The following is a 26,924-nucleotide window of genomic DNA, read 5'->3' on the forward strand; positions in this document are numbered from 1 at the left end:
CGCACGGGGCAGGATGCGGGTATGAGTTCCCTGCCCACGAGCACCCCCGCCGCCCAGGGCGTCGACGCCGCCGGCATACAGGCCTTCCTCGACGCCCTCGAAGCCGAGCCGCACCTCGAACCGCACAGTGTGATGCTGCTGCGCCACGGCCAGGTCGTGGCCTCGGGCTGGTGGGCGCCGTACGCCCCGGACCGGCCCCAGCTCCTCTACTCGCTCAGCAAGAGCTTCACGGCCACGGCCGCCGGGTTCGCCGTCGCCGAGGGGCTGATCCGGCTGGACGACCCGGTGATCTCGTACTTCCCGGAGTTCGAGGCCGAGGTCACCGACCCGCGCAGCCGGGCGATGCTGGTACGGCATGTGGCGTCGATGGCCAGCGGCCACGAGGAGGAGACGCTGGACCGGGCCCGCGCTCTGGACCGCGACGAACTCGTCCGGGGCTTTCTGCTGGTCCCGCCGGACCGGGACCCGGGCACCGTCTTCGCCTACAACCAGCCCGCCACCTACACCCTCGCCGCGATCGTCCAGCGGGTCACCGGCCAGAGACTCACCGAGTACCTGCGGCCCCGGCTGTTCGAGCCGCTCGGAATCGGCGAGGCGGCCTGGATCTCCGACCGCCGGGGCCGTGAGCTCGGCTTCAGCGGGCTGCACGCCACGACCGACGCCGTCGCCCGGCTCGGCCAGCTGTATCTGCGGGGCGGGGTGTGGGAGGGCGAGCGGCTGCTGCCCGAGTCGTGGGTGGCCGAGGCGACACGGGTGCAGATCGCGCACGAGGCACCGCCGGTGGGCGGCTGGTCGGACTGGCAGCAGGGCTACGGCTTCCAGTTCTGGATGGCCCGCCACGGTTACCGCGGGGACGGGGCGTACGGGCAGTTCTGCGTGGTGCTGCCCGAGCAGGACGCGGTGCTCGCGATCACCTCGGAGACCGTGGACATGCAGAAGGTCCTGGATCTGGCGTGGGAGCATCTGCTGCCCGCCTTCGGCGCCGATCCGCTGCCCGGCGGTGAGGCGGCGGACGCGGCCCTGGCCGAGCGTCTGGCACGGCTCGCGGTGCCGCCCACCGAGGGCAAGCCCGCCCCCGCCGACCGGACGCGGGACTGGAACACCGCCTTCACGCCCCATGGCGGCACCTGCGCCGACCAGCCGACCCTGACCGCGGTCGAGGTGGACCCGGGCGGCCGGGTGACCCTCGTGGACGACGGCGACCGGCTGGAACTGGAACTCGGAGCCGGGGACGGCGGCTGGACGGTCGCCGACGAGCCCGTGCCGGTCGCGGTGAGCGGTGGCTGGAGCGACGCGGAGACCCTCGTCGTCGACCTGGCGTTCCTGGAGACCCCGCACCACCTGCTGGTGACCTGCTCGCCGGGGGACCGGACGTTCACCGCGCGCTGGCGCACCCAGCCCCTGCACGCCGGTCCGCTGCGGCGGATGCGGGCGCCGCGCTCAGGATGAGGGCACCCGGAAGGTGCGCAGGAAGGTGTCCAGCGCCTCCTGGTTGGCGTCGTCGTTCCAGTCGGCCGCAGGGGTCGTCCAGCGCAGTGAGTAGCCGCGGCCCTCGCCGATGAGGAAGCCGCGGCCGAAGGTGCGCACCCGGGTGCCGTCGACCTCCTCGACCCACTGCATGTCGGCGGCCTGGCGGCCCTGGTAGCTCGTGGCGCGGATGTCGCCGAGGCGTTCGTAGCCGGGGTTGTCCCGCAGCCCCGGCTCCACGTCGTCGCGCCACACGGCCACGGCGTCCGTGCCGACGGCCTTGCTGTAGGTGACGGCGAGCGTGCGCGGGTCACCGGAGGCGCCGAAGGTGACGCGGTACGCCAGGTCCTCCTGGCGTGAGGTCTCCAGCGGTTTCCAGCCCTTGGGCAGGGCGAGGGAGAAGCCCTCGGGGGAGTGGTATTCGCGATAGCCGGCCGGCAGCCCGGTGCCCGCGGTGGGAGTGGCCGACCTGCTAGGGCTCGGGGTGGGCGCCGGCGAGGAGGGCGGGCGCGGGCTCTCGTCGGTGCGGTTTCCGGGCGCGGTGACCGACGGGGAGGGGGCCGGGGGTACCGGGGCGGGCGCGGAGGCGGAGGCCGAAGCGGACGGGGCGGGTGCCTCGCCGGTCGTCGAACTGTCGCTGCCGGGCAGCGCCTTGGTGACCACCAGGACGGCGGCGGCCACGGTGACGACGGCCAGGGCGGTCCCCGCGACGAGGAGTCGGCTGCCGCGGCCCGGGGCGACGCCGTGCAGGACGCGCCTGCTCCTCGGCTGCTCCTCCTGCAGAGCCGCCTGCGGATCCTCGTCGAGGACCCGCAGGAGCGCGCTGCGCGCGGACGCGCGGCTCATGCGTTCCTGGGAGCTCTTGCGCAGCAGGCCCTGCACGACGGGCGTGAGCGGCCCGGCCCGCACCGGGGCCCGCAGCGGCAGCCGGTCGACCCCCTTCAGGGTGGCCGCGGGACGGTCGCGGTCACGGAACGGCGGCCGCCCCTCGACCAGCGTGTAGAGGATCGCGCCGAGCGCCCACAGGTCGGCGGCCGGCCCGATGCGCTCGTCACGGGCCTGCTCGGGGGAGGCGTACGAGGGTGCCGACAGCCTCGGGGCGAGGGTCGCGCCGGCCAGGCCGAAGCCGGTGACGACCACGGAGCCCTGGTGGTGCACGAACACCTGGCCGGGGCTGAGTTCACCGTGGGTGATGCCCTCGCCGTGCGCCGCCTCCAGCACCTCCAGCAGTTCCAGGCCGACGCGGGCCGCCCGCACATGGTCGAACGTCCCCTGCCGGCCGAGGAGTTCGCCCAGCGGGATGCCGTCGACCGGCTCGGTGACGGTCCACAGGACCCCGTCCTGCGCCACGGCGTCCACGACAGCGGCGATCCGGCCGGGCGAGAGCACCCGCATGGTCTTGGACATCCGGACGACTCCCGCGGCGGTGCGCAGCGAGGTCTCCTCGTCGGTGCCGGCCGGCAGTGCGATCTCGGTGAGCAGGCAGGGGCGTTCGGAGCCGACATCCTCGCCGTACCAGCAGGTCCGGTTGGTCTCGCGGTGCAGGACGTCCAGGGGCCGGTACCGTCCGGCGACCAACTCGTGTGTGGAGACGTGCGCCTTGACCATGGTCATCCCTCGCTGAACCCCTGGCTCTCACCTTTCACAGAGGTACGGCGGGTGCGGCGGGGTGTGTTCAATGAAATCGGCAACCGATGGAATCCGCTTTCCGGTTGCTCGGTTTCTGACTCACAGGTCAGTAGAACCACCGCGCTCGGGCCCGTCCCTCAGCGCAGCCCGAACCGTCCGGCCCAGGCCATCACGTCGGCCGTGGTCGCGTTGCCGCCGCAGACGACGAGGCCCAGCCGGCAGCCGTCGCCGACCCGCTCCAGCACCCGGCGGGCAGCGGGCAGCAGACACCCGGCCGCGGGTTCGCCCCACACCTTGGCGTGGTCGGCGAGATCGAGACAGCCCTGGACGGCCTCCCGGTCCGGCACCACGAGGACCTCGGTGACCAGAGCCGCCACATGGTCGTACGTCAGCTGCGAGACGGCCGGGGCGCTCAGCGTGGTCACGAGGGAGGACAGCGCGACCGGCACCGGCCCGCCCGCGGCGAGTGCCCGGGACATGGCCTCGGCGCCCTCGGTCTCCACACCCCAGACCCTGACCCCCGGGCGGCGCGCCCGCAGGGCTGCCGCGACGCCCGCGATCAGGCCGCCGCCCCCGACGCTGACGAGGACGTCGGTGAGCTCGCCGTCCGCGTCCTCGGCGAGCTCCGACCCGACCGTCCCCTGCCCCGCGATCACCAGAGGGTCGTCGAAGGGATGGACCAGCGTCAGCCCCTTGTCGCGCAAGCGCCGCACGAGCGAGAAGGCGCCGTCCATGTCGTCCGTCAGCCGCAGCGTGGCCCCGGCCGCCTCGACGAGCTCCACGGACCGGGCCGGCGCCGAACGCGGCATGACCACCGTCGCCTTGACGTCGAGGGCCGCCGCCATGTGCGCGAGGGCGATCCCGTGGTTGCCGCCGCTGACCGCCACGACCCCGGCCGCCCGCTCCGCCGCGCTCAGCGACAGCAGCTTGGCCGTCGCCCCGCGCGCCTTGAACGAGCCGGTGCGCTGGAGCAGTTCGAGCTTGACGGTGACGGGAGCACCGAGCAGCGCGGACAGACCGGGGCTGGGCAGGGTCGGTGTGCGCACGACGTGTCCGGCGATCAGTCCGGCCTGCTGCTCGATGTCCGTGATCCCGATCAAGACGGTTCCTTCCGGCGGGGGAGCTCTTCTCGAACCCTGTCCCCAGGGACGGCCCAGGTCAACTCGGTGTCAGAGATCGCGCCGCAGGAGGTAGTCCACCAGGGGCCGCAGCTCGTACGCCGTCTCCGCGCGGGCCATGCGACGGCGTGCCTCGGCGAGGGCGGCCGCTCTGCCGCCGCACTCCTCGACCAGGGCCGCGATCTCCTGAGGGGCCCCGTCCGACTCCAGCAGCCGGGCCAGACGGGCCGCGGCAGGACTCGGCGAGTCGAGGGCGGCGAGCACCGGGAAGGTCTTCTTCCGCTCCCGCAGATCGCCGTGCACGGGCTTGCCCGTGACCAGGGGATCGCCCCAGATGCCCAGGACGTCGTCGACGATCTGGAAGGCGACCCCCAGATGCCGTCCGGCCCGGTCCAGCGAGGCCACCGCGGCCGGGGACGCCCCGCCGAGCAGGGCGCCCAGCGCCGCCGCGCAGCCCAACAGCGCGCCGGTCTTGTGCTCGGCCATGATCCGGTACTCGTCCGGCCGCACCCGCTCCGGTCCGGTCCAGGGGCGCGTGGCGAACAGCAGGTCGTCCGCCTGCCCCCGCACCAGGTCGGACAGGGCCGCGGACAGCAGACGCAGGGCGCCGGAGCCGGCGTCGGCCAGGGTCTCGACGGCGAGGGCTAACAGGGCGTCGCCCGCGAGGACGGCGGGTCCGGTGCCGTACGCCTTCCACACCGTGGGGCGGCCGCGCCGGGCCGGGTCGCCGTCCATGATGTCGTCGTGGAGCAGCGAGAAGACGTGCACCAGCTCCACCGCGACCGCCGCGGGCACCCCCGCCCGGCCGGGCGCGCCGGCCGCCTCGGCACCCAGCACGGCGAGCGCCTGCCGCACGCCCTTGCCGCCGGACGCCTCGGCCGGGGCGCCGCCGACCTCGCACCAGCCGAAGGAGTAGGCGGCCATCTCGCCCACCCAGGGGTGCAGTCGGCCGACCGCTTCCTGGAGTGCCGGTCGCACCAACGCGCGGGAGCGGGTGAGGACTTCGGGAGCGGTGAGGGTCGTCACCGTACCGCCTCCGCCCGCACGCCGAACTCCTCCTGGGCCCGGGTCACCATCTCCCGCGCGTGCCGCAGTCCGGTGCGCTCCAGCATCCGGGCCAGCTCGTGCAGTTCGGCCGCGGTCTCGGCGCGGTCGCGGCCCAGGTGGGCCAGGGCCTTGGCGAGCCCGAGCCGGGCCAGGGCCTCACCGCGCGGTTCGCTCATGGCACGGAACTCGGCGAGCGCCTGCTCGTACAGGTCACGGGCCTCGGAGTGACGCCCGGCGCGGTAGAGGACGTTGCCGCGCATCTTGTGGTTGTAGGCCAGCGCGCTGGACAGGTTCATCTCCCGGCACATCGTCTCCGCCTCGGACAGCAGGGCGAGGGCCCGTTCGGTGTCGCCGTCGCGGACGGAGGCGAGGTCGGCGAGCCCGCGCAGCGCCCAGGCGTGACCGCGCCGGTCGTCGGCGCCGGCGGCGATCCGGGCCGCCTCCTCGAACATGGCGAACGCGCTGTCGTAGGACCCGGTGTTGCGGTGCATCTGCGCGATGCCGGACAGTGCCCACACCGTGTGCCGTGCCTCGCCGCGCCGCCGGGCCTCCGCCAGCAGTTGCTCGTGCAGCCGCCCGACGGCCTCGTAGTCGCCCTGGATACGGCCGGTCTCCGCAAGACCCGCCAGCGAGTAGCCGCGCACGACGACATCCCCGCCCCGCTCGCCGAGTTCGGCCGCGAGCCCCAACAGCCGCCGGGCCAGGGAGAACCGGCCCCGCTGTCGGGCCAGTGTGCCTCCGCTCCACAGCGCCCAGGCCATGGCCGCGGTGTCCTCGGCCCGACGGGCGGCCCGGTAACTCGCCTTCCAGGCCCGGTCGGCGTCGGCGACCCGGCCGAGCCTGCGCTGTGCCTCGGCGACCGCGAGTCCGGAGCGCGCGGCCTCCCCGTGCCGTCCCGCCCGCTCGGCCGCTCTCAACTGCTCGGTGCCGGCGGCCAGCACGTCGTCCAGCGAGGAGTTCACGGAGAGAGCGGTGAGCGCGCCCTGGTACTCCGGGGCGAATGCCTTGCCGTACATGTATGCCTTTCCGTCCGTATACACCTCATCTATACGTGCTGTGTATACATGGTGTGCATAGTGCCTCGAAAATGAGCCCCGACCCTGGGGTCGGGGCGTCATCCGTTGCCGGTCAAGACGAGGACGGAGCCGGACGGGTTGCCTGTGAGGCGCAGATCACTGCCTGGGACCTCAGTGCTGCTGCGCCTTCTGCGGGGTCGCCTCGCTCGGCCGCACGACGACGTATCCCGAGCCCTGGAGCATCAGTTGCACCGCCTCCCCGGAGCCGCCGCGCAGCATCGACCCGATGGACTGCGAACGGTGCAGCGAGGTGCCCAGGCCCGCCGTCCAGCCGACGACCGCGTCCGTGTCGACGTACACCGGGAAGTCCGGTGAGACCGGGATCACCAGCGGGTTGCCCTCACAGACCAGCCCGAGCCTGCCGTGCCCCGTGAAGACACTGTTGAACAGGCCGCCACCGGCGATGCCTGCGCCCTTCACGGTCGATATCCGGTACGCCAACGAGGCGTCGAAACACAGGACGTTGCGGCCGTTGACCGTGAACTCGTCGCCCGGCTCCACGTCGACGATGAAGCAGTTCTGGGCCTCGTGCGCGAACCAGGCCTCGCCCTGTCCGCGCACCGCCATGAGCGGCAGTCCCTCACCCGTGACGGCCCGCTTGAGCATGCCGCCCACGCCCTGGCCCTTGCGCTCGAACTGGAGATTGCCGCGGTAGGCGACCATCGCCCCCTGACGGGCGAGCATCTCGCCCTGCACCGCGTACCTGATGCACTTGGCGTTCTCGACCGTCATGCCCGGCGCCGTGGCCGGCTGCACCATGTGCTCGTTGGAAAACAGGTCACCCTTCATGGGGGCATCCTGTCCCGGAGGGATCCCCTCCGCCAAGATCGCGGACCGACTCTCCTCGCGGCGGCCCGTCTCAGGCGCCGAACAGCTGCGTCCAGTACGTGCCCGAGGGGCCCCCGCCCGCGAAGCCGATCCCGATGTGGGTGAAGTCGGGCTTGAGGATGTTGGCGCGGTGACCGGGGCTGTTCATCCAGCCCTCGACGACCTCGGCGGCCGAGCGCTGGCCGCAGGCGATGTTCTCCCCGATCGAGCGCCGGGTGGAGCCGGCCGCGGCGGCACGGTCCCAGGGCTGGGTGCCCTCGGGTGAGGTGTGGGAGTAGAAGGCGCGGACCGCCATGTCGGTGCTGTACGCCTGCGCGGCGCGGGCCAGCAGGGGATCGACGGCGAGCGGCGGCAGGCCGGCCCGGGCGCGCTCGCGGTTGGTGAGGACGACGACCTCGTCGGCGGTCCTCGCCAGGGCCTCGGGGGTGAACGGCCTGGTCCACAGCGCCGTCCAGTACGTGTCACCGGAGCGGCCGTCGGCGTGCGCCAGACCGACGTGGCTGAAGGCCGGGTCGAGCAGGATCCGCCGGGGCTGCTCGGTGCGCAGACAGTACTCGACGAGCTCGGAGGGGTTGCGGGGCCCGGACACGAGGTGCTCGCCGACGGTGATGTACGTGTGTCCGGTGGCGGTGAGCCGCTGGAAGACGGAGACGCCGTCCGCGCCCTCGACGCCGAGCCGGCCCGCGGAGGCCATGGCCGAGGCGTGGGCACGGGCGGCTTCGGTGAGCCGGGGGTCGAGAGCGACGGGAGCCGAACCGGCTTTGGAACGGGCGGAGTTGACCAGGGCGAGAAAGGCGGCCGCGTCGGGGGAGGGGGCGGGCGGGCGGAGCGCGGGTGCCGGGTGTGCCGTGGCGGATGCCGGTGCCGCCCGGAACGCGGGAGCGGGGACAGGGCGTGCCCCCGGCGCCGTCGACGGCACGGAAGGCGCCGGCGGGGGGTCGTCCACGACGTCCACCCCGAAGTCCCGTGCCAGCCCCGCGAGTCCGTCCGCGTAGCCCTGCCCCAGTGCCCGCAGCTTCCAGCCGTCGCCCCGCCGGTAGATCTCCGCGAGCAGAAGCACGGTCTCCTGTCCTGGCGGGGGTGGCGTGAACCGGGCGAGCGGGCGGCCGCCCGCACCCGTGACCTGGAGGACCGGGGCGGGCAGCCGGGCCAGGGGAGTGCCCGCATCCGCCGGGCTGACGACCACCGTGATCCTGTCGGCGCCCGCGCGCAGTCGCCGGGGATCGACGGTCAGCGCGTCTCCGGAGAGCCGGGCGCCGGGTGCGGAGGGCTGGTTGTAGAACACGAAATCCGCGTCGCCGCGTACCTTGCCGCCCCCGTCCGTGACGAGGGCGGACACGTCGAAGGGGCCGGGCACCCGCACGGTGACGGCCCCTTCGGGGAGGGGAAGATTGCCCCCGGGGACCAACTCGCTCATCGTGCCGCCCTGATGTCGTCGTTCTGCGGGAGAACGCACGCCGGGGCGCCGGGGTTCCCGGTCCGCGCTCAGTCCAGCGTGAGCGCCGGCGCCATGTCCTCGTGCCGCTCGACCGGAGCCTTCCCGCGCGGAGCCCTGACCGTCTTGCCGCAGAACGCGGAGTCCAGGGTGCGCAGCATCGTGTTGAGGACCGTGCCGTTGTTGGACGTGTTGGCGACCGCGGCCAGCGCGCGCTTGCCGTCCTTCGAGGCGAACGCGTACGTGTAGAAGCCCTGTACGGCACCGGTGTGGCCGTACACCGAGATCCCGCACGACAGATCGCGGCGGCGCAGCCCGAGGCCGTACCCCTGACCGCTGCCCGAGGACGGCAGCCACCGCTCCATCTGCGCCAGTTGCGCGGCCGAGGTGAGCCGGCCGCCGAGCAGGGCGGACAGGAAGGTGTTCAGGTCCCGGGTGCTGGAGATGAGCGCGCCCGCGCTCTGCGCCCACGACACGGTCTGTTCGGTCGCGTCGACCAGCGGGGCGCCCGCCTGGTCCGGGGTGAGATAGCCGCGGGCGTGACGGCCGGGGATCTTCGTGCCGGGGTGCACATAGAAGGTGTCGCTCAGCTTCAGCGGCTGGATGATCCGGTTCTCGTACTCGGTCCGCACCGGGTTCCCGGTCAGCTTCTCGATGAGCATTCCGGCGACGACGAAGTTGGTGTTCGAGTACGAGTACGCCGCGCCCGGCGCGTTGGTGCGCGGGCGGCCGAGCGAGAGCTTCACCAGTTCCCGGGGGGTGAAGACCTTCTTGCGGACCGCCTCGAAGCCGGGAACCGTCTTGGCGAACATGTCGTTCGTGTAGTCGTACAGGCCGCTGCGATGGCCCAGGACGTGCCGCACCGTGATCCGGTCGTCCGGCAGCAGCCCCGGCAGATAGCGGTTGACCGGCGCGTCGAGACTCAGCTTCTTCTCGTCGACCAGTTGGAGCAGCACGACGGCGGTGAACGTCTTGGTGACGCTGCCGATGCGGAACCGGTCGGCGTCGCCCATCGCGCGCCCGCTCCCTCGGTCCGCGACGCCGGCGGCGGCCCGGTACACCGTGCCCCCGTCGTCGATCCGGGCCATGGAACCCGGCGCGCCCTGCGCCAGGGCGGAACGCAATACGCCGCGCACACCTGCGAGATCCACCGCCGGGGCGGTGGGTGAACCGGCGTGGGCGGGGACCGCGAGAAGGGGCAGCAGTACCGCTCCGGCCACCGCCCCGACCACCACTCGTGCTGATGCCATCCGACTGATCTCCTGTCGCTTCGTCAGTTCCGGTACGGATGCGGAGAGTATCGCCGTGAAAAGTGCGAAAAGTGATGATTGGACGGCCCAGTCGGCACAGGAGTCTCTTCGGGAACGCACAGCCGATCCTGCTTCTTTTATTGACGAAGGAAAAGAATCCCTCTAAGTTCCCGGCCATGCGCCCCACCCCTCGCGCCGAGACGTTTCCCGCCAACACACCCGCCGCCTCGCAGGTGTTCACCACCGTGCTGTCCCAGGGCCCCCTGCCCCGCCTGGAGGTGGCCCGGCGCGTGGGCCTGTCCCCGGCCGCCGTCACCAAGGCGGTGCGCCCGCTCATCGAGGCCGGATACCTGGTGGAGGGCGTGGACGAGGAGGCCCGCCCGGCGCTCGGCCGCCCCGCGAACCTCGTGCGGGTCGACGGAGGGCGAGCCCTGTTCATCGGCGTCAAGGTCACCGGCGACGAGATCATCGCGGTCCTCACCGACCTGTGCTGCCGTATCCGCGTCGCCCGCCATCTGCCGCTGTCCGAGCGCGAGCCCAAGGCGGTCCTCGCGGGCATCACGGACCTCGTCCAGCAGCTCCTCGCCGAGGCCGACGGCTCCTCGGCCCCGGTCCTCGGCCTCGGCATCGCGGTCTCCGGCGACGTGGACCGGGGCGAGGGCACGGTGCGTTACTCGCCGTTCCTGGAGTGGCGCGATGTCCCGCTCGCCGAACTCGCCGCCATGACCACGGGGTTGCCGGTCACCGTCGACAACGACGTACGCGCCCTGACGGTCGCCGAGCAGTGGTTCGGTGCCGGAGTGGGCCTGTCCGACTTCGCCGTGGTCACCGTGGGTGCGGGCATCGGCTGCGGTCTGGTGGTGCACGGCCGGGTGGTCGCCGGGGCGCACGGCGTGGCCGGGGAGATCGGCCATGTCACCGTCGACCCGGCCGGTCCGCTCTGCCACTGCGGCAACCGCGGCTGCGTCGAGGCGATCGCGGGGGAGGCCGCGATCGTCCGGCAGATCCGCGAGGCCACCGGCGCCGAACTCCCCGACGCCGAGGCGGCCCTGGCCCTGGCCCGCGAGGGCGTCGCCGCGGCCCGGGACGTCTACGCGCGCGCGGGGGAGGCGATCGGCCGGGGCATCGCCACCGTCGCCAACCTCCTCGGACCCGAACGCGTGATCATCTCCGGCGAGGGACTCGCCGCCTACGACCTGTTCGCCGAGCAGATCCGTGACGCCTTCGTCGCGGCCGCCTTCGGCTCCGCCGCCCGGTGCGACGTCCGCACCCACCCGCTGCCCTTCGACGAGTGGGCGCGCGGCGCCGCCGCCACCGCCATCCAGTCCTTCATCGGCCCGGACACGAGCCGATAACAACCCGCACCCCATTGGAGGTACGACCCATGCGGTCATCCTCGTACTTCGCCATGCCTGCCAGAGCCCTGCTGGTGCTCGCCCTCACCGCGGTCGCGGTCCCCGCCGCGCACGCCGCCGACACCCCCGCGCCGGCCCTCGCCGCCAAGCCCTACATGGGCTGGTCCAGTTGGAGCATGCAGTCCTCCAAGTACCCCGGCCTCAACCCGGACGGCGACTACAGCTACCTCACCGAGGCCAACGTCCTCAAGCAGACCGACGCGCTGGCCGCCAAGCTGAAGAAGTACGGCTACGCATACGTCAACATCGACGCCGGCTGGTGGATGGACAAGACCTGGAAGTCCGGCTTCGACCAGTACGGCCGCCAGAAGCCCGACCCGGTCCGCTTCCCCCACGGCATGAAGGCCGTCGCCGACCGCATCCACGCCAAGGGCCTCAAGGCCGGCATCTACCTCCCGGCCGGCCTGGAGAAGGGGGCCTACGGCGACGGGAAGACCCCGATCCTGAACGCCGAGGGCTGCACCACCGCCGACATCGTGTACGACGACCTGCGCACCACCAACGGCTGGGACAGCGCCTACAAGCTCGACTTCTCCAAGCCCTGCACGAGCAAGTACATCGACTCCCAGGCCCGGTTGATCGCCGGCTGGGGCTACGACTTCCTCAAGCTCGACGGCGTCGGCCCCGGATCCGGCAAGAGCGGCGACCAGTACGACAACGTTGCCGACGTGGCCGCCTGGCACCGGGCCATAGCCGACACCGGCCGCCCGATCCACCTCGAAGTCTCCTGGTCCCTCGACATCGGCCACGCCGCCGACTGGAAGAAGTACTCCCAGGGCTGGCGCATCGACACCGACGTCGAGTGCTACTGCAACACCCTCGTCAGCTGGGAGAACTCCGTCGACGACCGCTGGGACGACACCCCGGCCTGGACCCGGCACGCCGGCCCCGGAGGCTGGAACGACCTCGACTCCCTCGACGTCGGCAACGGGCAGATGGACGGCCTCACCAAGGCGGAACGGCAGAGCTACGCGACCCTGTGGGCCATCGCCAAGTCCCCCCTGTACACCGGCGACGACCTCACCCGCCTCGACTCCTACGGGCTCTCCCTGCTGACCAACCGCGAGGTCATCGCGATCGACCAGGGCCCCAACCCGCCCGCACAGCCGGTCACCCCGTCCGACCCGCAGCAGGTATGGGCCGCCAAGAACACCGACGGCACCTACACCGTCGCCCTGTTCAACCTCGCCGACACCCCCGCCGCCGTCACCGCCGACTGGACCACCCTCGGCTTCACCGGCAAGGCGTCCGTCCGCGATCTGTGGAACCACGAGAACCTCGGCACCTACCAGAGCAAGATCACCCAGGCGCTGCCCGCCCACGGCTCGCGCCTGTTCACGGTCACCCCGCGCGGCACCGCGGCCACCCTCACGGCATACGAGGCCGAGTCCCCCACCAACACCCTCGGCGGCAACGCCTCCGTCGCCGACTGCTCCGCCTGCTCCGACGGAAAGAAGGTCGGCAACTTGTACCTCGGCGGCAAACTGACCTTCAACGACGTGATCGTCGCCAAGGCCGGCACCTACCAGATCAAGGTCTCCTACATCAGCGGTGACGCCCGCTCGGTGGACATCTCGGCGAACGGCGGCGGCGCCACCCGCCACAAGCTCCCCGCCACCGGCGACTGGGGGACCGTGGCCAGCGTGTACGTGCCCGTGACGCTCAAGGCCGGCGCCAACACGATCACCTTCGACAGCGGCACCGGCTACGCGCCGGACATCGACCGGATCGACGTACCGAAGTCCTGACCGAGCCACCAGGAGCCGCCATGACCCCCGCACCTTCCAGACGCGGTGTCCTCGCAGTGACCGCCGCGCTCGCCGCCCTGCCCACCTTCAAGGCGACCGCGGCACCGCGGAGACCGGCCGCCGCACCCGCCCTCGACACCGACGCCCGCCACCGACTGTGGTGGCAGGCCCCCGCCGACGAGCACTCGATGATCGAACAGGGCCTGCCCGTCGGCAACGGCCGCCTCGGCGCCCTCGCGAGCAACGACCCCGGCCGTGAACTCCTCCTCGTCACCGACGCGACGATGTGGACCGGCGGCCTCAACGACACCCTCGACGCGGACGGCCAGTTCCCCTACGGACGACGGGACTTCGGCTCCTTCACCCTGCTGGCCCGGCTCACCGTGGAGATCCCCGACCACGACCTGTCCGCCGTCTCCGGCTACCGCCGCACCCTCGACCTCGCCCGGGGCGTGAACGAGACCTCGTACGTGCGCTCCGGGGTCACCTACCGACGCCAGATCTTCGCCAGCCACCCCGACGACGTAATCGTCCTGCACTTCACCCAGAGTGGCGGAGGCCGTTACACCGGCACGATCACGCTGCAGGGAACGCACGGCGAGGAGCCCGCGGTCTCCTTCGGCGCCACGCTGCCCAACGGTCTGCGATACGGGGCGGCGATCACGGCGTACGGCTCCGGCGGCAGCGTCACCGTCGACGGCCCGCACATCGGCTTCACCGGGTGCAGGGACCTCACCGTTGTCCTGAGCGGCGGCACCAACTACAGCCCCGACGCCGCCGCCCGGTTCCGCGACCCCTCCCTCGACCCGCACCAGCTCGCCCGTACCAAGGTCCGCGCGGCCGCCCGGCACTCGGCGGGCACCCTGCTGGCGACCCACACCGCCGACCACCACGCCCTGTACGGGCAGTTGGACCTCTCGCTCGGCATCTCCTCCGCCGAGCAGCGCTCCCTGGACACCTGGGAGCGCCTGCGCGCCCGCGCCAGGGACGGGGTGCCCGACCCCGAACTGGAGGCCCAATACCTGCAGTTCGGCCGCTACCTGACGATCGCGGCCTCCCGCGGCAGCCTGCCGCTGGGACTGCAGGGGCTGTGGCTCGACGGCAACGACCCCGACTGGATGGGCGACTACCACACCGACATCAACATCCAGATGAACTACTGGGCGACCGACCGGACCGGCCTGGCCCAGTGCTTCGACGCCTTCACGGACTACTGCGTCGCCCAGCTGCCGTCCTGGACCGACCTCACCCGCAGGCTGTTCGACGACCCCCGCAACCGCTACCGCAACTCCACCGGCAAGAACGCCGGCTGGACGGTCGCCATCTCCACCAACCCCTTCGGCGGGGGCGGCTGGTGGTGGCATCCGGCGGGCAACGCCTGGCTGTGCAACTCCCTGTACGAGCACTACGAGTTCACGGCCTCCCGCGCCCATTTGGAGAAGATCTACCCCCTGCTGAAGGGCGCCTGCGAGTTCTGGGAGGCACGCCTGCTCACCATGACCCTCCCGGGCACCTCACGGGAGGTCCTGGTCGCCGACAGCGACTGGTCGCCCGAACACGGCCCCCTCGACGCCAAGGGCATCACCTACGCCCAGGAACTCGTGTGGGCCCTGTTCGGCAACTACTGCACGGCCGCGGCCGAGCTGAAGAAGGACACGGCGTTCGCCGCCACTGTCGCCGGCCTCCGCAAACGCCTCCACCTTCCGCAGGTCAGCCCCACCACGGGCTGGCTGGAGGAGTGGATGTCCCCCGACAACCTCGGCGAGACCACCCACCGGCACCTCTCCCCGCTCGTCGGACTCTTCCCCGGCGACCGCATCCGCCCCGACGGCTCCACCCCGGCCGAGATCGTCAAGGGCGCCACCGCCCTGCTCACCGCCCGCGGCATGGAGAGCTTCGGCTGGGCCAACGCCTGGCGCGCCCTGTGCTGGGCCCGCCTCAAGAACGCCGGCAACGCCTACCAGCTGGTGGTCAACAACCTCCGCCCCTCCAGCGACGGCAGCAACGGCACCGCCTTCAACCTCTTCGACATCTACCAGGTGGAACAGGGCCGCGGAATCTTTCAGATCGACGCGAATCTGGGTACCCCTGCAGCGATGATCGAGATGCTGCTCTACTCCCGCCCCGGCCACCTGGAACTCCTGCCCGCCCTGCCCGACGCCTGGGCCGCCTCCGGCTCCCTCAGCGGAGCGAACGCCCGCGGCGGCTTCGTCGTCGACCTACGCTGGCGGGATGGGACACCGACCGAAGCCCGGATCCGCAGTACCGGCGGCCGCACCACGACGGTCGCCCACGCGGGAAGCACCCGCACCGTGACACTCAGGCCCGGAGACACGGTCACCCTGAAGGGCTTCGACCGATGAGCCGCCGGACAGCCCGCCGGGCCCGGCTCGTCGCCGTCACGGTCGCCGCCGCGGTCCTTCAGGCCACACCCGCACCGGCCGCCGCCGGCCCGCCCGACGGGGTGATCACCTGGGGCGCGAGCGCCTACGCCATCGGCGACTCGGCAGCCGACCGCGGCTACCGCATGGTGGTCCACACCAGCGTCGGCGGCCGGGACGCCCGCATCCGGCTCTCCAACGCCTTCGGCCGGCAGCCGGTCACCTTCGACAGCGTGTACGCAGGCCTCCAGCTGAAGGACGCCACCCTGGTGCGCGGCAGCAACCGGCGGCTCACCTTCGACGGCTCGTCCTCCGTCACCGTGGAACCCGGCGCCACGGTGTACAGCGACCCGCTGCCCGGCGCGCTGGCCGCCGGGTCGAACCTCGTCGTGAGCATCCACAGCCCGGACGCCGAGGGCCCGGCCACCGGTCACTGGATGGCCCTGCAGACGTCGTACGCCACCCGGGGCGACCACACCGCCGAGGAGAGCGGCACCCACTGGACCGAGTCCATCGGGTCGTGGTTCTACCTCGACGCGGTCTCGGTGCGCACACCCGCGGCCACCGGTGCCGTCGTCGCGCTCGGCGACTCCATCACCGACGGCTGGCAGTCCACCACCGACCGGAACCGGCGCTGGCCCGACTACCTCGCCCGCCGCCTGCAGAAGGCGCACACCATGGTCAAGGGCGTGGCCGACGAGGGGATCTCCGGGAACAAGGTGCTGGCCGACGGGGCCGGTCCGAGCGCCCTGAACCGGCTGGACCGGGACGTGCTCTCCCAGCCGGGCGTGCACACCGTGTTCCTCTTCGAAGGCGTCAACGACCTCAAGGCCCACAGCGGTGTCACCGCGGCGGATCTGATCTCCGGCTACCGCGAGATCGTCGACCGGGCCCACGACGCCGGCAAGTGCGTGGTCGTCTCCACCATCGCCCCCTTCAAGGGCTGGCCGGAATGGGACCCGCCCGCCGAGGCCGTACGACAGGAGGTCAACGACTTCGTCCGGAGCCACGGGGACGAGTTCGACGCGGTCACCGACTTCGACCGCGTCCTGCGCAGCCCCTACGACCACGAGCGGATGCTCCCCGTCTTCGACGGCGGGGACCACATCCATCCCAACGACAAGGGCATGCAGGCCATGGCGGACTCCGTCGACCTGAACGGCCTGGACTGCGCCCGCCGCTGAGGCACCGTCAGCCGCGGGCCGTCGCCTCCGGGGCGATCAGCCCCTCGCGGTAGGCGACGGCCACGGCCTCGGTGCGGCTCGCCGCGCCCAGCTTGGCGAGGATGTTGGAGACGTGCACGCTGGCCGTCTTGCCGGTGATGAACAGCTCCTCGCCGATCTGGCGGTTGCTGCGTCCCAGGGCGAGCAGCCGCAGCACGTCCTGCTCGCGGGCCGTGAGCGGCGACGCGGTGGTGGTCGGGGCCTCGGTGAGTCTGCCGCGCCGGATCAGCTCGTCCGCCTGCCCCAGCAGCACCGTGGCGCCGAGCCGGGCGAACACCTCACGTGCCGCCCGCGCCTCGGTCGCGGCCTCCGCACGCCGGTCGGCGGCGAGCAGGGCCTCGGCGTACCGCAGCCGGCAGCGCGCCGGTTCGTACACGTCACCGAAGTCGAACGCGGCGACCGCCGTCGCCCAGGCTCCGGCATCCGGCCCCGACGTGGCCCGCAGCCACTCGGCCTCCGCCCGGGCCAGCCATGCCTGTCCCTCCGGACCCTGCGGTATGCCGCTCTCGCCCTGCACGGCGGTGGCCCTGGCCAGCTCCACCAGCTCGCCCGCGGTCTGCGCCCAGCGGCCCGCGCCGGCCTGGTCCCCCTTGAGGCGCAGGTCGCAGGCCCGGTCGGCGACCGCGGACAAGGCGAGCGTGGCCAGCCGGACGGTGACATGGGGAGCGGCCCCCATGTCGTCGGTCAGCGCCGCGACGGTCGACCGCATCCGCGCCACGGCGTCCTCCGCATCCCCCCGCAGCGCCGCCGCGTCGGTCAGCGCGATGCCCGCGACGAGCGTGGCCATCCAGTCGAACGGCCCCTCCAGCAACGCCCCGGCCCGGTCGGCGGCCCGGAAGTCACCGCGCGCGAGCGCCACGTACAGCGCGGGCGCCATCGTGTACCCACCGGCCGCGGGCAGCACCTCGGCATCGGCGTTCGCCGCGCTGACGCAGTCGTCCCAGCGCCCCAGCGTGTACAGCACCAGCAGGTGCAGATAGCGCATCTCCATCGGATACGGCGACGACAGCAGCCCGGCGCGACGGGCCCGGTCCAGGCCCTCGGTGAGCCACGGCAGGCACTCGTCGAGGTGCCCGGACTCGAAGCAGCCGACGGCGAGATTGAACAGCGCCCGCATCTCCACGGGCGTGTTACGCGCCTCGCGGGCCAGCTCCCGTGCCTGCCGCAGCCGCTCCCGCCCGGCCGGTGTGCGGCGGCCGCCGCCTTCGAGGACGGCCAGGGAGATCAGCAGATCCGCCTGGGCGTCCGGCACGCCCAACTGCTCGGCGGTGCCGAGGGCCTGCCGGGCGACGCGCAGCGCGACCTCGTTCTCCCCGACCTGCCTGGCCGCCATCACATGGGTGGCCGCCGCCCACACCCAGGTACGGGAGGGAGGATCGGCGGGGACCATGGCGAGCGCCTCGCTGCTGTAGGCGAAGGCCGCGGTGAGGTTGTCGACGCTCATCAGGTTCCCGGCGAGGGTGTAGCGCACCCGGGCGCCGAGTTCGGAGTCGGCCTCCTGACCGACGCCGGCGAGCGCGGCCCGCGTGAGCGAGACCGCCCGGTGCAGTTCCCCGGCGTGCGCGGCCGCCGCCGAGGCCCGCAGCATCAGCCGGACCCGGTCGACTCCCTCACCCGAGGGCCGCGCGGACGGCTCCACCGCCGACCACAGATCCAGGGCCGCCTCCAGATGCCGTAGCTCCTCGGCGGGCGCCCCCACCCGATCGGCGTGGTCCGCGGCCTCCAGGGAGGCGGCGAGCGCGGGGGCGAGGTCATGGCTCTCGCGGTAGTGATGGGCCCGCTCCGCCGCGCTCTCGCCCCGGTGTCCCCGCCCGTCGAGCAGCCGGGCGAACGCCCCGTGCAGCCGCGCCCGCTCACCCGGGAGCAGATCGGCGTACACGGCCTCGCGCGCGAGGGCGTGCCGGAACGCATACGTGTCCCCCTCAGCCGGCACCAGCAGCTGCCGCCCGATGGCCTCGCGCAGGGCCCCCTCCAGCTCCTCCTCGGGCAGTCGTACGGCATCGCGCAGCAGGTCGTGCTCGACGCGGCGCCCGGCCACGGCCGCGGTGCGCAGCACCTGCTGAGCGGTGTCGGACAGCTGCTCGAACCGGATCAGCAGCACGTCGGCGAGGCCACTGGGCACCCCGCCCTCCCCGCTCCCCGTGGCGGCGAGCAGTTCCTCGGCGTAGAAGGCGTTGCCCTCGGCCCGTTCGACGATCCGGCGCACGGTGGTGTCCGGCAGCGGTCCCTCGCGCAGGGCCCGCACCAGCCGGGCCACCTCGCCGTCGGCCATCGGCCGCAGCTCCAACCGCTCAACGGCGGGCAGCCGCACCAGCTCGGCGAGCAGCGGCCGCAACGGGTGCCGCCGGTGCAGGTCGTCGGCCCGGTACGAGGCGAGCACGGCCAGCCGGTGGGTGGGCGCCCCGCCTGCCGAGCGCTGCAGGATCCCGCGGCTGAGCAGGAACCGCAGCAGATCCCGGGACGACTGGTCGGCCCAGTGCAGATCCTCCAGGACGAGCAGCAGGGGAGCGATGTCCGAGAGATCGGCGAGCAGCCCGGCGATCGACTCGAACAACCGCAGCCGCCCACCGGAGTCCCCGGATCCCCCTCCCAGCAACCGCTCCAGCACCGGGTAGGCGGCGAACGCCCCGGCGAACCGCTCGTCCTGCGAGACCGCCCCCAGCACCTCGGTGAACGGCAGATACGGCAACCCGACGTCCCCGAGGTCAACACAGTGCCCGGTGAGCACGCTCATTCCGGCTCGGGCGGCTCTCCCGGCCACTTCATCGAGGACCCGCGTCTTGCCGACCCCGGCGTCCCCCGCAACGAGGACCGCCCGAGCCTCCCCACTTCGGGCACGCTCCAGCACATCGGTGAGAAGGGTCAGCTCTTGGTTCCGCCCGACGAGCGGAGCACTGATGGGGATCTGCGGCACGAACACATCCTGGCACTTCACACTGACAGCCGGTCGACCTGCTCAGGGGCGCGGGGAACTGCGCGAACAGCCACTACGTACCCGCAGCGCCATCAGACAGGTCCCCCCGAGCTCATCTGCGCAACGTCCGAGCCCAATCAGCCGGCACCCGCCCCGCAGGGCCGGGCGCCGGCTGAGACTCGGGATGACTCACCGGCGCGGCCAGCTCCGGCCCCGCCTCGAACATCTCGTTCGTCTCGAAGTTCCAGAACCACTCCTCACCCGGCTCGAAACTCTGCACCAGAGGATGCCCGGAATCCCGGAAGTGCCCCGTCGCGTGCTGGCCGGGCGAGGAGTCGCAGCACCCCACGTGCCCGCACTGCGCACACCGCCGCAGATGGAACCACCAGCCACCGGCGGCGTCGCACTCCACGCACCCGTCCCCGCTGGGCGGCACGCTCGGGTCGATGCCCTTGATGTCGGTCATTCCGGCTCCTCGGTCGTGTCGTTGTCCACGGCGGTCAGGGGAAGCAGCACCTGGAAGCGGGTGTCGCCGGGCGACGACTCCACCTGGAGGGTCCCGTGGTGCTTGTTGACCACGATCCGCCAGGAGATGTCGAGCCCGAGGCCGGTCCCCTCGCCCACGGGCTTGGTGGTGAAGAAGGGATCGAAGATCCGCCCCCGGATGTCCGGCGGCACCCCGGGCCCGGTGTCCTTGAACTCCACCAGCAGCCGGTCGTGTTCGAGCGCGGTCCGGACGGTCAACGTCCCTTCCTCGCCGATGCTGTTGATGGCCTGCACCGCGTTGTCGATCAGGTTCGTCCACACCTGGTTGAGCTCGGCGGGGTAGGCCGGGATCCTCGGCAGGGTCCGGTCGTACTCCTTGACGACCTTGATCTGCCGCCCGATCTTCCCCGACAGCATCAGCAGCGTGCTGTCGAGGAGTTCGTGCACGTCGGCCACCTGGTAGGGCGCCCGGTCCAGCTGGGAGTACTGCTTGGCCGCGTCGACGAGGTGCGAGATCCGGGCCGTGGAGTCGTTGATCTCGTCCATCAGCAGCTCGGTCTCGACGGTGTAGTTGAGCCAGCCGATCGCGTTGGGCAGCATCTCCTCGCCCACGGTCGCCGCGACCTGGTCGAGCCAGTCCACGTCGAGGCCGCCCTGCACGAAGGTGGGCGCGATCCGCCAGCCCTCCTGGATGCCGTGGTCGTCGAGCCAGTCGGCGAGGGTGTCCTCCCGGTCGGACGCCTCCAGCGGGCTCAGCACGGGTGCCTTGGCGACGCGTTCGGCGGTGCGCTCCTGGATGTCGATGAGGTTCGACATGACCTCGGGGGAGTAGGAGGCCTGGGCGATGATGCCGAGCTTGTGCCGCATCTTGCCCACCCGCTCGCGCAGCGTCGCCGTGGCCCGTACCGCCGCCGCGGCGGGATTGTTGAGCTCGTGGGTGAGACCGGCGGACAACGAGCCGAGCGCCAGCAGCCGTTCCCGCTGCCCGATGGCCCGCTGGGTGTTCTTCGAACCGAAGAAGAGCCCCTCCAGCAGATGGACCGCCATCGGGAACCATTCCTGCATGAAGGCCGAGAACGTCTCCGCGGGCAGCACGAAGAACCGCGAGGGCTCGGTGACCCGCATGGAGCCGTTGTACGTCTGCTGCACCCGGTCACCGAGGTACGCCTGCATGGACCCCGCGTAGACCCCGGGCTGCGAGGTGCGGTTGATCTCGACGTCGTCGCCGCCGACCCGGCGGGAGAGCACGACCGTGCCCTCGATCATCACGTAGAAGCAGGTGGCGGGTTCACCCTCGGTGTACACGGGTCCGGGTTCGAACCGCTCCACCCGGCCCGCGCTGCACAGCTGCCCGAGCTGCTCGGGGGCGAGCTTCTCGAACAGGAACAGCGACCCGATCTCCGCGGGGCTGCACGGCATCAACCGCCCGCTCACGACTGCTCCAGATACCGGTGGACGAGCATCACGGCCATGGCTCCCTCTCCGACTGCGGACGCGACCCGTTTCGCGGACTCGGCGCGCGCGTCGCCCGCGACGAACACGCCGGGAATGTTGGTCTCCAGGTGGTACGGCGGCCGGTCCAGCTCCCAGTTGGCCGGCGGCCGCCCGTCCGGGGTGAGGTCGGGCCCGGCCAGGATGAACCCGTGCTCGTCGCGCAGCACGGTGCCGTCCAGCCAGCCGGTCAGCGGGGCCGCGCCGATGAACACGAACATCCACTGCGCGTCGACCAGTTCGGTCTCCCCGGTCTCGGTGTCGCGCAGGGTCAGCTGCTCCAGGTGGTCGGAGCCGTGCGCGGACTCGACGACGGTGCGCGGGCGGACCGAGATGTTGGGCGCCTCCTCGATCTGCTGGATCAGGTAGTGCGACATCGACGCGGCGAGGTCGGGGCCGCGCACCAGCAGGGTCACCGACTTGGCGCCCCGGGACAGGTACATGGCCGCCTGCCCCGCCGAGTTGGCGCCGCCGACGATGTAGATGTCCTGGCCCTGGCAGGAGGCGGCCTCGGTCAGCGCCGACCCGTAGTACACCCCGCACCCGGTCAGGTCCGTGCAGCCCGGCGCCTCCAGCTGCCGGTAGGACACACCGGTCGCCAGGATCACGCTGTGCGCGGCCACCGCCGACCCGTCCGAGAAGCGCACGGTGCGGGCCGCGCCGTTGACCTCCAGGCCCGCCACCTCACGGGCGGTGAGGATCTCGGCCCCGAACTTCGTCGCCTGCCGGCGGGCCCGGTCGGTGAGCTGAGCACCGGACACACCGTCGGGGAAGCCCAGGTAGTTCTCGATCCGCGAGCTCTGTCCGGCCTGCCCGCCGGTCGCCGAGCGCTCCACGAGCACGGTCCGCAGCCCCTCCGAGGCCCCGTACACCGCCGCGCCGAGCCCGGCCGGGCCGCCGCCGATGACGACGAGGTCGTAGAAGTCGGCGGTCGGGGTGGTGGCGAGGCCCACGTGGGCGGCCAGATCGGGGGCCTCCGGCTCGACCAGGGGAGTGCCGTCCGGGGTGATCACCACCGGCAGCCGCTGCCCGTCCTGGCCCGCGGCGGCCAGCAGCCGCCGCCCCTCGGGCTCGTCCGTGGAGTACCAGCGGTACGGCACCTGGTTGCGGGCCAGGAACTCCCGCACGTCCGAGGAGCGCGCCGACCAGCGGTGTCCGATCACCTTGGTGGCGGGCACCGGCCGGTAGTCGCTGCAGCGCCAGGCCTCCAGGAGGTCGTCGAGGACCGGGTAGAGCTTCTCCTCGGGCGGGTCCCACGGCTTGAGGAGGTAGTGGTCGAGGTCGACGACGTTGATCGCGTCGATCGCCGCGCTGGTGTCCGCGTACGCGGTCAGCAGTACGCGGCGGGCGCCCGGGTACACGTCCAGGGCCTGTTCGAGGAACTCGATGCCGTTCATCTGCGGCATGCGGTAGTCGGCCAGGATCACCGCCACGAGGTCACCGCGCAGCTTGAGCTCCCGCAGTGCCTCCAGCGCGGACTCACCGGACTCCGCGCGCACGATCCGGTACGACTCGCCGTAGCGCCGCCGCAGATCGCGGGCGACGGCACGGGAGACCCCCGGGTCGTCGTCCACGGTCAGGATGACGGTCCGCGCCGATTCGGCGGCCTGTGCCATGCGTCTCCCCACGCCGGGCGGTCGGTCGGGGCACGGCGCCCCCCGTGGTCACCGGCCCGGTCCCGCCCATCGTATGTTCGATCGCCCGGCTACGCGCAGGTATGCCTGACCCTGCCGGTGTCAGGCACGGCGCTCGCCCAGTACACAGAACTCGTTCCCCTCGGGATCCATGAGCGTCACCCACGGCTGCTCGCCCTGGCCCACGTCCGCGTGCCGGGCGCCCAGGGCCAGGAGGCGGGTGACCTCCGCCTCCTGGTCGTCCGGGCGGAAGTCGAGGTGCAGCCGGTTCTTGACGGTCTTCGCCTCCGGGACCGGCACGAAGAGCAGGCCCGGAATCCGGTCCTTGTCCGGGCGGATCTCGAACTCGTCCGGGGCGTCGCCGACCACCACCCAGCCCAGCGCCTCGGCCCACCAGCGCCCGAGGGCGACGGGATCGGCCGAGTCGACGATGACTTGCTCCCATTCCAAGGTCATGACGGCAGCGTAGTGAAGACTGGGGCTCACGGACGTGACCGCGAACAGGGAGGCCCCCGCATGACCCGCCCGATCACCGCAGGGATCGACGGAACCGAGGAGAGCCTCGCCGCGCTGGGCTGGGCCGCGCGGGAGGCGGTCCGGCGAGGCGTGGCGCTGCGGGTGGTGCACGCCTGGCGGTTCCAGCCGTACGAGGGCATCGACGCGGGGGACCGGGACACCCAGGCGGGCTGGGCGCGGGACGCCCTGGCCGAGGCCGTCCGAGCGGTCACCGGGCGGCACACCGGGCTCGACGTGGACACCGACCTCGTGGAGGGCGGCAGCGTCGACGTGCTGGTCAACGCGGCGTCCGACGCCGAGTTCCTGGTTCTCGGCTCCCGTGGGCACGGGCCGGTGGTGGGCTTCCTGCTGGGCTCGGTGGGCCAGCAGGTGATCGCCGAGGCGACGCGGCCCGTGGTCCTGGTGCGGGCCGGGGACCAGGCCACCTCGGAGGTCGCGGGGCACGAGATCGTCGTGGGTCAGGAGGGCGATCCGGAGGACAGCGCCGAGGTCATGCGCTTCGCCTTCGAGACGGCGGCGGCACGCGGAGCGGCCGTGCGTGCCGTACGGGCCTGGACGCTGCCGCCGGTGTTCGCCTACAGCCCGGGGTCGCTGAAGCTCCTCGACGAGGCCGGCGGGCTGGAGCCGTACGAGAAGAAGGCCCTGGCCGCGGCGCTCCAGCCGTGGCGGGAGCGTTTCCCCGACGTGCCGGTCGTCGAGCACGTGGAGATGGGCAGCGCGGGCCAGGTGCTGCTGTCGGTGACCGCGCGGGCCCAGCTGATGGTCGTCGGCCGCCGGGCCCGCCGTACGGCCGTGGGCGCCCGCATCGGCTCGGTCGCGCACGGGGTGCTGCACCACGCGGACTGCCCGGTGGCCGTGGTGCCGCACGCCTGACGTCAGTCGGCAGCGGCGGCGGGAGTGGGCTGGAGCGTCTCGCGGGCCTTGGGGAGGATGTTGTTGATGTAGTCGTCCACCGCGGTGTCGAGCCCGATGTCGTGCTGGGCCCGCTCCGACAGGTACCAGCGGTGTTCCAGCAGCTCGTGGTAGATCTCGGCCGGGTCCATCGACCCGCGTATCTCCAGCGGCACGGCCCGCACGGTCGGCCGGAAGACGTCCCGCACCCACCGGTGCGCGAGCACCTCCGGGCGGGCGCCGAGCGGGTCGCCCGGGGCGTAGTCGTCCTGGGTGGCCATCCAGCTCTCCAGGTCGTTCAGCAGCCGCCGGGCCTGGTTCTCCTCGGTGTCCAGGCCGGTCAGCCGCAGGAGCTGGCGCTGGTGGTGCCCTGCGTCCACGACCTTCGGCACGAAGGTGACGGTGTCGCCGTTCGGGGCGTGCTCGATCTGCATCTCGGCCACGTCGAAGCCGAGGTCGTTGAGCCGCCGGATCCGGCGCTCGATGAAGTGGTACTTGCCCGCCGGATAGACGGACCTGCGGGTCAGCTCCTCCCACAGGCTGCCGTAGCGCGAGCAGATCTCCATGCCGAACTCGATCGCGTCCACCGAGGGGTGCAGCGCCCCCGAGGCCTCCAGGTCGAGCAGCTCACCGCTGATGTTCACGCGGGCGAGGTCGAGGTCGTAGTCCCGCTGACCGGGGCTCAGCTGCGGATGCAGGTCGCCGGTCTCGGCGTCCACCAGATAGGCGGCGTAGGCGCCGGCGTCCCGCCGGAACAGGGTGTTGGACAGGGAGCAGTCGCCCCAGGCGAACCCGGCCAGATGCAGCCGGACCAGGAGGACCGCCAGGGCGTCCATCAGGCGGTGCATGGTGGCGGGCCGCATGGTCGTCTCGAACATCGAGCGGTACGGCATCGAGCCGCCCAGATGCCGGGTGACCAGCACCGACTCCAGCGGGGCCTCCTCGGTGTCGGTGCGCCTGGTGACCACGGCGAGCGGGTCGACGGCGGGTATGCCGAGCCGGTCCAGGTCGCGCAGCAGCTCGTACTCGCGCAGCGCCGGGCGCTCGGCGAGCTCCTTCACGGCGATGACCTCGTCGCCGGCTCGGGCGTAGCGCACCACGTGGCGGGATATGCCGCGCGGCAGCGGGACCAGGACCTCCTCCGGCCACTGCTCCAGCGGCAGGTGCCACGGCAGTTCGAGCAGGAGCGCGGGATGCTCCGGGTTCGTCGCGCTGATCTGCAGTGCCATGGTGCGGTGTCCTTCGCCGGCCGGTGATCGTCACCTCACCTTAGAGCGCGCGCTCCTTGGCCTGAAGTGCCGATTCACGGACTGGACCGCGGTGGACCGGGCCGTGCCCCGGCGCGAGCACGTCGCCCTCCAGCTCCGCGAACACGTCCAGCGACGCCACGGCACGCGCGCGTTCGTGGTGGAACATGTCCGGCAGCAGCTGGGGGCCCTTGACCCGCGAGGTGGGGTGACCGCTCACCAGGCCGTCGCCCGAGATCACCACGCCGCGGTCGGGGAGGTGGAAGGCGCAGTGCCCGTCGGTGTGGCCCGGTGTGTACACGGGCACCGGACGGCCGGGAAGGTCGAGGGCGCCCTCCACCGGGAAGGGCTGCGGGGAGACAACCGGCACATGGGCCGTGCCGCCCACGCGGATCGCGTGCACCGCCCACGGCAGCACACCGGGGCGCCAGCCGTTCTTCAGAACCGTCCCCACCGACACCTGGTGCAGGAACTCCCGCCGAGCGTGCGGCACTTCGGCCTCGTGCAGATAGACCGGCGTGCCGTAGGCGCTGCGCAGGTACTCGGCGGAGCCCAGGTGGTCGTTGTGGGCGTGGGTGATGAGCACGGCCGTGACCGCCTCCGGTGAACTGCCCACCTCCGCCAGGGAGGCGAGCACCTGGTCCCGGTCGCCCGGGTAGCCGGTGTCGACCAGGGTGGCGGAGCTTCCCTCGGTGAGGATCACCCAGTTGGTGTTGCTGCCGTGCACCAGATAGGTGCCGTCCGCGACTTGTTGCACGCCTGCGCTCATGATCGCCCCACCCGGTGAGTCCCTGCCCGACGGCACACAGCAAAGCAGACGCTCAGGCGATCCGGAGCGGCGGGTACCGGTCCTCCAGCGGTCAACTTCCCGCGGCCGATTCCGCCCGTCGTCTTCCCAGTTGAAGAGCCTGCCTCCGGCACGGTCGGGGTGGCTGCCGCGCCCGGGTCGTGGCGCCGGACGCGGCGGTCGGAGTCCCGCGCCCGGAGCGGCCGTCCCATCGGCTTGTCGCCGCTCCTCCCGGCCGCTGCCCGAAGGTCCGAGACTGCCTCCGCCACCGCCCGCGTGACGCCGGGCGCAGGGATCGGCGTCTTGCCTCAGCGGTACGAACACCACGGGACCGCCGCGCA

General features: G+C 72.4%; 20 protein-coding genes. 6 read left to right on the forward strand and 14 right to left on the reverse strand.

What is annotated here, in order from left to right; translation table 11 throughout:
- Positions 1 to 21 precede the first annotated feature (21 nt).
- Positions 22 to 1,449, forward strand: coding sequence for a serine hydrolase domain-containing protein (locus tag AQI94_RS20165; protein ID WP_031039768.1), 1,428 nt, complete (start codon positions 22 to 24; stop codon positions 1,447 to 1,449).
- Here the strand turns inward: AQI94_RS20165 and AQI94_RS20170 are convergent.
- The 7 genes from AQI94_RS20170 to AQI94_RS20200 all read right to left on the reverse strand — a co-directional run bounded on the left by AQI94_RS20170 (position 1,441) and on the right by AQI94_RS20200 (position 9,850).
- Positions 1,441 to 3,081 carry a serine/threonine-protein kinase gene (locus tag AQI94_RS20170; RefSeq protein WP_031039772.1) on the reverse strand — a complete coding sequence of 547 codons (1,641 nt, stop codon included), beginning with the start codon at positions 3,079 to 3,081 and terminating at the stop codon, positions 1,441 to 1,443. The two genes, AQI94_RS20165 and AQI94_RS20170, sit on opposite strands and share 9 nt — an antisense overlap.
- Positions 3,082 to 3,233: 152 nt before the next feature.
- Positions 3,234 to 4,196, reverse strand: coding sequence for a threonine/serine dehydratase (locus tag AQI94_RS20175; protein WP_031039776.1), 963 nt, complete (start codon positions 4,194 to 4,196; stop codon positions 3,234 to 3,236).
- Between the two features lie 69 nt (positions 4,197 to 4,265).
- Complete coding sequence (locus AQI94_RS20180; protein WP_062229854.1) at positions 4,266 to 5,240, reverse strand: polyprenyl synthetase family protein; 975 nt, start codon at positions 5,238 to 5,240, stop codon at positions 4,266 to 4,268.
- Positions 5,237 to 6,277, reverse strand: coding sequence for a tetratricopeptide repeat protein (locus AQI94_RS20185; protein WP_031059566.1), 1,041 nt, complete (start codon positions 6,275 to 6,277; stop codon positions 5,237 to 5,239). Before AQI94_RS20185 ends, AQI94_RS20180 begins: the two co-directional genes overlap by 4 nt.
- A 171-nt stretch (positions 6,278 to 6,448) precedes the next feature.
- Positions 6,449 to 7,126, reverse strand: a complete 678-nt coding sequence (locus tag AQI94_RS20190) for an AIM24 family protein (RefSeq protein WP_031059568.1) — start codon at positions 7,124 to 7,126, stop codon at positions 6,449 to 6,451.
- A 70-nt stretch (positions 7,127 to 7,196) separates the two neighbouring features.
- Positions 7,197 to 8,582, reverse strand: a complete 1,386-nt coding sequence (locus tag AQI94_RS20195; protein WP_031059571.1) for a CAP domain-containing protein — start codon at positions 8,580 to 8,582, stop codon at positions 7,197 to 7,199.
- 68 nt (positions 8,583 to 8,650) lie between these two features.
- Positions 8,651 to 9,850, reverse strand: coding sequence for a serine hydrolase domain-containing protein (locus AQI94_RS20200; RefSeq protein ID WP_031059573.1), 1,200 nt, complete (start codon positions 9,848 to 9,850; stop codon positions 8,651 to 8,653).
- A gap of 176 nt (positions 9,851 to 10,026) precedes the next feature.
- Between AQI94_RS20200 and AQI94_RS20205 the strand changes: the two genes are divergently transcribed.
- Genes AQI94_RS20205 through AQI94_RS20220 form a run of 4 tightly spaced genes read left to right on the forward strand, consistent with a single transcriptional unit; the run spans position 10,027 to position 16,578 of the window.
- Positions 10,027 to 11,205 carry an ROK family transcriptional regulator gene (locus AQI94_RS20205; RefSeq protein WP_031059575.1) on the forward strand — a complete coding sequence of 393 codons (1,179 nt, stop codon included), beginning with the start codon at positions 10,027 to 10,029 and terminating at the stop codon, positions 11,203 to 11,205.
- 29 nt (positions 11,206 to 11,234) lie between these two features.
- Complete coding sequence (locus AQI94_RS20210) at positions 11,235 to 13,013, forward strand: alpha-galactosidase D (protein WP_031059578.1); 1,779 nt, start codon at positions 11,235 to 11,237, stop codon at positions 13,011 to 13,013.
- 20 nt (positions 13,014 to 13,033) lie between these two features.
- Complete coding sequence (locus tag AQI94_RS20215) at positions 13,034 to 15,376, forward strand: glycosyl hydrolase family 95 catalytic domain-containing protein (RefSeq protein ID WP_031059581.1); 2,343 nt, start codon at positions 13,034 to 13,036, stop codon at positions 15,374 to 15,376.
- Complete coding sequence (locus tag AQI94_RS20220) at positions 15,373 to 16,578, forward strand: SGNH/GDSL hydrolase family protein (protein ID WP_031059584.1); 1,206 nt, start codon at positions 15,373 to 15,375, stop codon at positions 16,576 to 16,578. The genes AQI94_RS20215 and AQI94_RS20220 overlap by 4 nt, the downstream gene beginning before the upstream one ends.
- A gap of 7 nt (positions 16,579 to 16,585) precedes the next feature.
- On the opposite strand, the gene AQI94_RS20225 is transcribed toward AQI94_RS20220, so the two are convergent.
- The 5 genes from AQI94_RS20225 to AQI94_RS20245 all read right to left on the reverse strand — a co-directional run bounded on the left by AQI94_RS20225 (position 16,586) and on the right by AQI94_RS20245 (position 23,598).
- On the reverse strand, positions 16,586 to 19,531 hold the full coding sequence (locus AQI94_RS20225) for a helix-turn-helix transcriptional regulator (protein ID WP_031059587.1): 2,946 nt from the start codon (positions 19,529 to 19,531) through the stop codon (positions 16,586 to 16,588).
- Positions 19,532 to 19,643: 112 nt separating this feature from the next.
- Entirely contained in the window at positions 19,644 to 19,997 is a 354-nt protein-coding gene (locus AQI94_RS20230; protein WP_031059589.1) for a UBP-type zinc finger domain-containing protein, read from the reverse strand.
- Positions 19,994 to 21,451, reverse strand: coding sequence for an ATP-binding protein (locus tag AQI94_RS20235; RefSeq protein ID WP_031059591.1), 1,458 nt, complete (start codon positions 21,449 to 21,451; stop codon positions 19,994 to 19,996). Before AQI94_RS20235 ends, AQI94_RS20230 begins: the two co-directional genes overlap by 4 nt.
- Positions 21,448 to 23,124 carry an FAD-dependent oxidoreductase gene (locus tag AQI94_RS20240; protein WP_062229855.1) on the reverse strand — a complete coding sequence of 559 codons (1,677 nt, stop codon included), beginning with the start codon at positions 23,122 to 23,124 and terminating at the stop codon, positions 21,448 to 21,450. Before AQI94_RS20240 ends, AQI94_RS20235 begins: the two co-directional genes overlap by 4 nt.
- Positions 23,125 to 23,244: 120 nt before the next feature.
- Positions 23,245 to 23,598 (reverse strand): VOC family protein, encoded by a 354-nt coding sequence (locus tag AQI94_RS20245; RefSeq protein WP_031061753.1) that lies wholly within the window; start codon positions 23,596 to 23,598, stop codon positions 23,245 to 23,247.
- Between the two features lie 60 nt (positions 23,599 to 23,658).
- Here AQI94_RS20245 and AQI94_RS20250 point away from each other — a divergent pair, with 60 nt between their 5' ends.
- Positions 23,659 to 24,531 (forward strand): universal stress protein, encoded by an 873-nt coding sequence (locus AQI94_RS20250; RefSeq protein ID WP_031061756.1) that lies wholly within the window; start codon positions 23,659 to 23,661, stop codon positions 24,529 to 24,531.
- Between the two features lie 2 nt (positions 24,532 to 24,533).
- On the opposite strand, the gene AQI94_RS20255 is transcribed toward AQI94_RS20250, so the two are convergent.
- Together AQI94_RS20255 and AQI94_RS20260 are read right to left on the reverse strand one after the other, a co-directional pair.
- On the reverse strand, positions 24,534 to 25,778 hold the full coding sequence (locus AQI94_RS20255) for a DUF4032 domain-containing protein (RefSeq protein WP_031061759.1): 1,245 nt from the start codon (positions 25,776 to 25,778) through the stop codon (positions 24,534 to 24,536).
- 40 nt (positions 25,779 to 25,818) lie between these two features.
- Positions 25,819 to 26,565 (reverse strand): MBL fold metallo-hydrolase, encoded by a 747-nt coding sequence (locus AQI94_RS20260; RefSeq protein WP_031061761.1) that lies wholly within the window; start codon positions 26,563 to 26,565, stop codon positions 25,819 to 25,821.
- Positions 26,566 to 26,924: the final 359 nt, after the last annotated feature.

This window comes from Streptomyces pseudovenezuelae, assembly GCF_001513955.1.
Classification (GTDB): domain Bacteria; phylum Actinomycetota; class Actinomycetes; order Streptomycetales; family Streptomycetaceae; genus Streptomyces; species Streptomyces pseudovenezuelae.

Bases quoted from the DNA above. Each gene is read 5' to 3' on its own strand.
- AQI94_RS20260 (WP_031061761.1), bottom strand. From the start codon at position 26,565: ATGAGCGCAGGCGTGCAACAAGTCGCGGACGGCACCTATCTGGTGCAC.
- AQI94_RS20230 (WP_031059589.1), bottom strand. From the start codon at position 19,997: ATGACCGACATCAAGGGCATCGACCCGAGCGTGCCGCCCAGCGGGGAC.
- AQI94_RS20250 (WP_031061756.1), top strand. From the start codon at position 23,659: ATGACCCGCCCGATCACCGCAGGGATCGACGGAACCGAGGAGAGCCTC.
- AQI94_RS20195 (WP_031059571.1), bottom strand. From the start codon at position 8,582: ATGAGCGAGTTGGTCCCCGGGGGCAATCTTCCCCTCCCCGAAGGGGCC.
- AQI94_RS20215 (WP_031059581.1), top strand. From the start codon at position 13,034: ATGACCCCCGCACCTTCCAGACGCGGTGTCCTCGCAGTGACCGCCGCG.
- AQI94_RS20245 (WP_031061753.1), bottom strand. From the start codon at position 23,598: ATGACCTTGGAATGGGAGCAAGTCATCGTCGACTCGGCCGATCCCGTC.
- AQI94_RS20220 (WP_031059584.1), top strand. From the start codon at position 15,373: ATGAGCCGCCGGACAGCCCGCCGGGCCCGGCTCGTCGCCGTCACGGTC.
- AQI94_RS20165 (WP_031039768.1), top strand. From the start codon at position 22: ATGAGTTCCCTGCCCACGAGCACCCCCGCCGCCCAGGGCGTCGACGCC.
- AQI94_RS20210 (WP_031059578.1), top strand. From the start codon at position 11,235: ATGCGGTCATCCTCGTACTTCGCCATGCCTGCCAGAGCCCTGCTGGTG.
- AQI94_RS20255 (WP_031061759.1), bottom strand. From the start codon at position 25,778: ATGGCACTGCAGATCAGCGCGACGAACCCGGAGCATCCCGCGCTCCTG.
- AQI94_RS20190 (WP_031059568.1), bottom strand. From the start codon at position 7,126: ATGAAGGGTGACCTGTTTTCCAACGAGCACATGGTGCAGCCGGCCACG.
- AQI94_RS20170 (WP_031039772.1), bottom strand. From the start codon at position 3,081: ATGACCATGGTCAAGGCGCACGTCTCCACACACGAGTTGGTCGCCGGA.
- AQI94_RS20185 (WP_031059566.1), bottom strand. From the start codon at position 6,277: ATGTACGGCAAGGCATTCGCCCCGGAGTACCAGGGCGCGCTCACCGCT.
- AQI94_RS20240 (WP_062229855.1), bottom strand. From the start codon at position 23,124: ATGGCACAGGCCGCCGAATCGGCGCGGACCGTCATCCTGACCGTGGAC.
- AQI94_RS20205 (WP_031059575.1), top strand. From the start codon at position 10,027: ATGCGCCCCACCCCTCGCGCCGAGACGTTTCCCGCCAACACACCCGCC.
- AQI94_RS20200 (WP_031059573.1), bottom strand. From the start codon at position 9,850: ATGGCATCAGCACGAGTGGTGGTCGGGGCGGTGGCCGGAGCGGTACTG.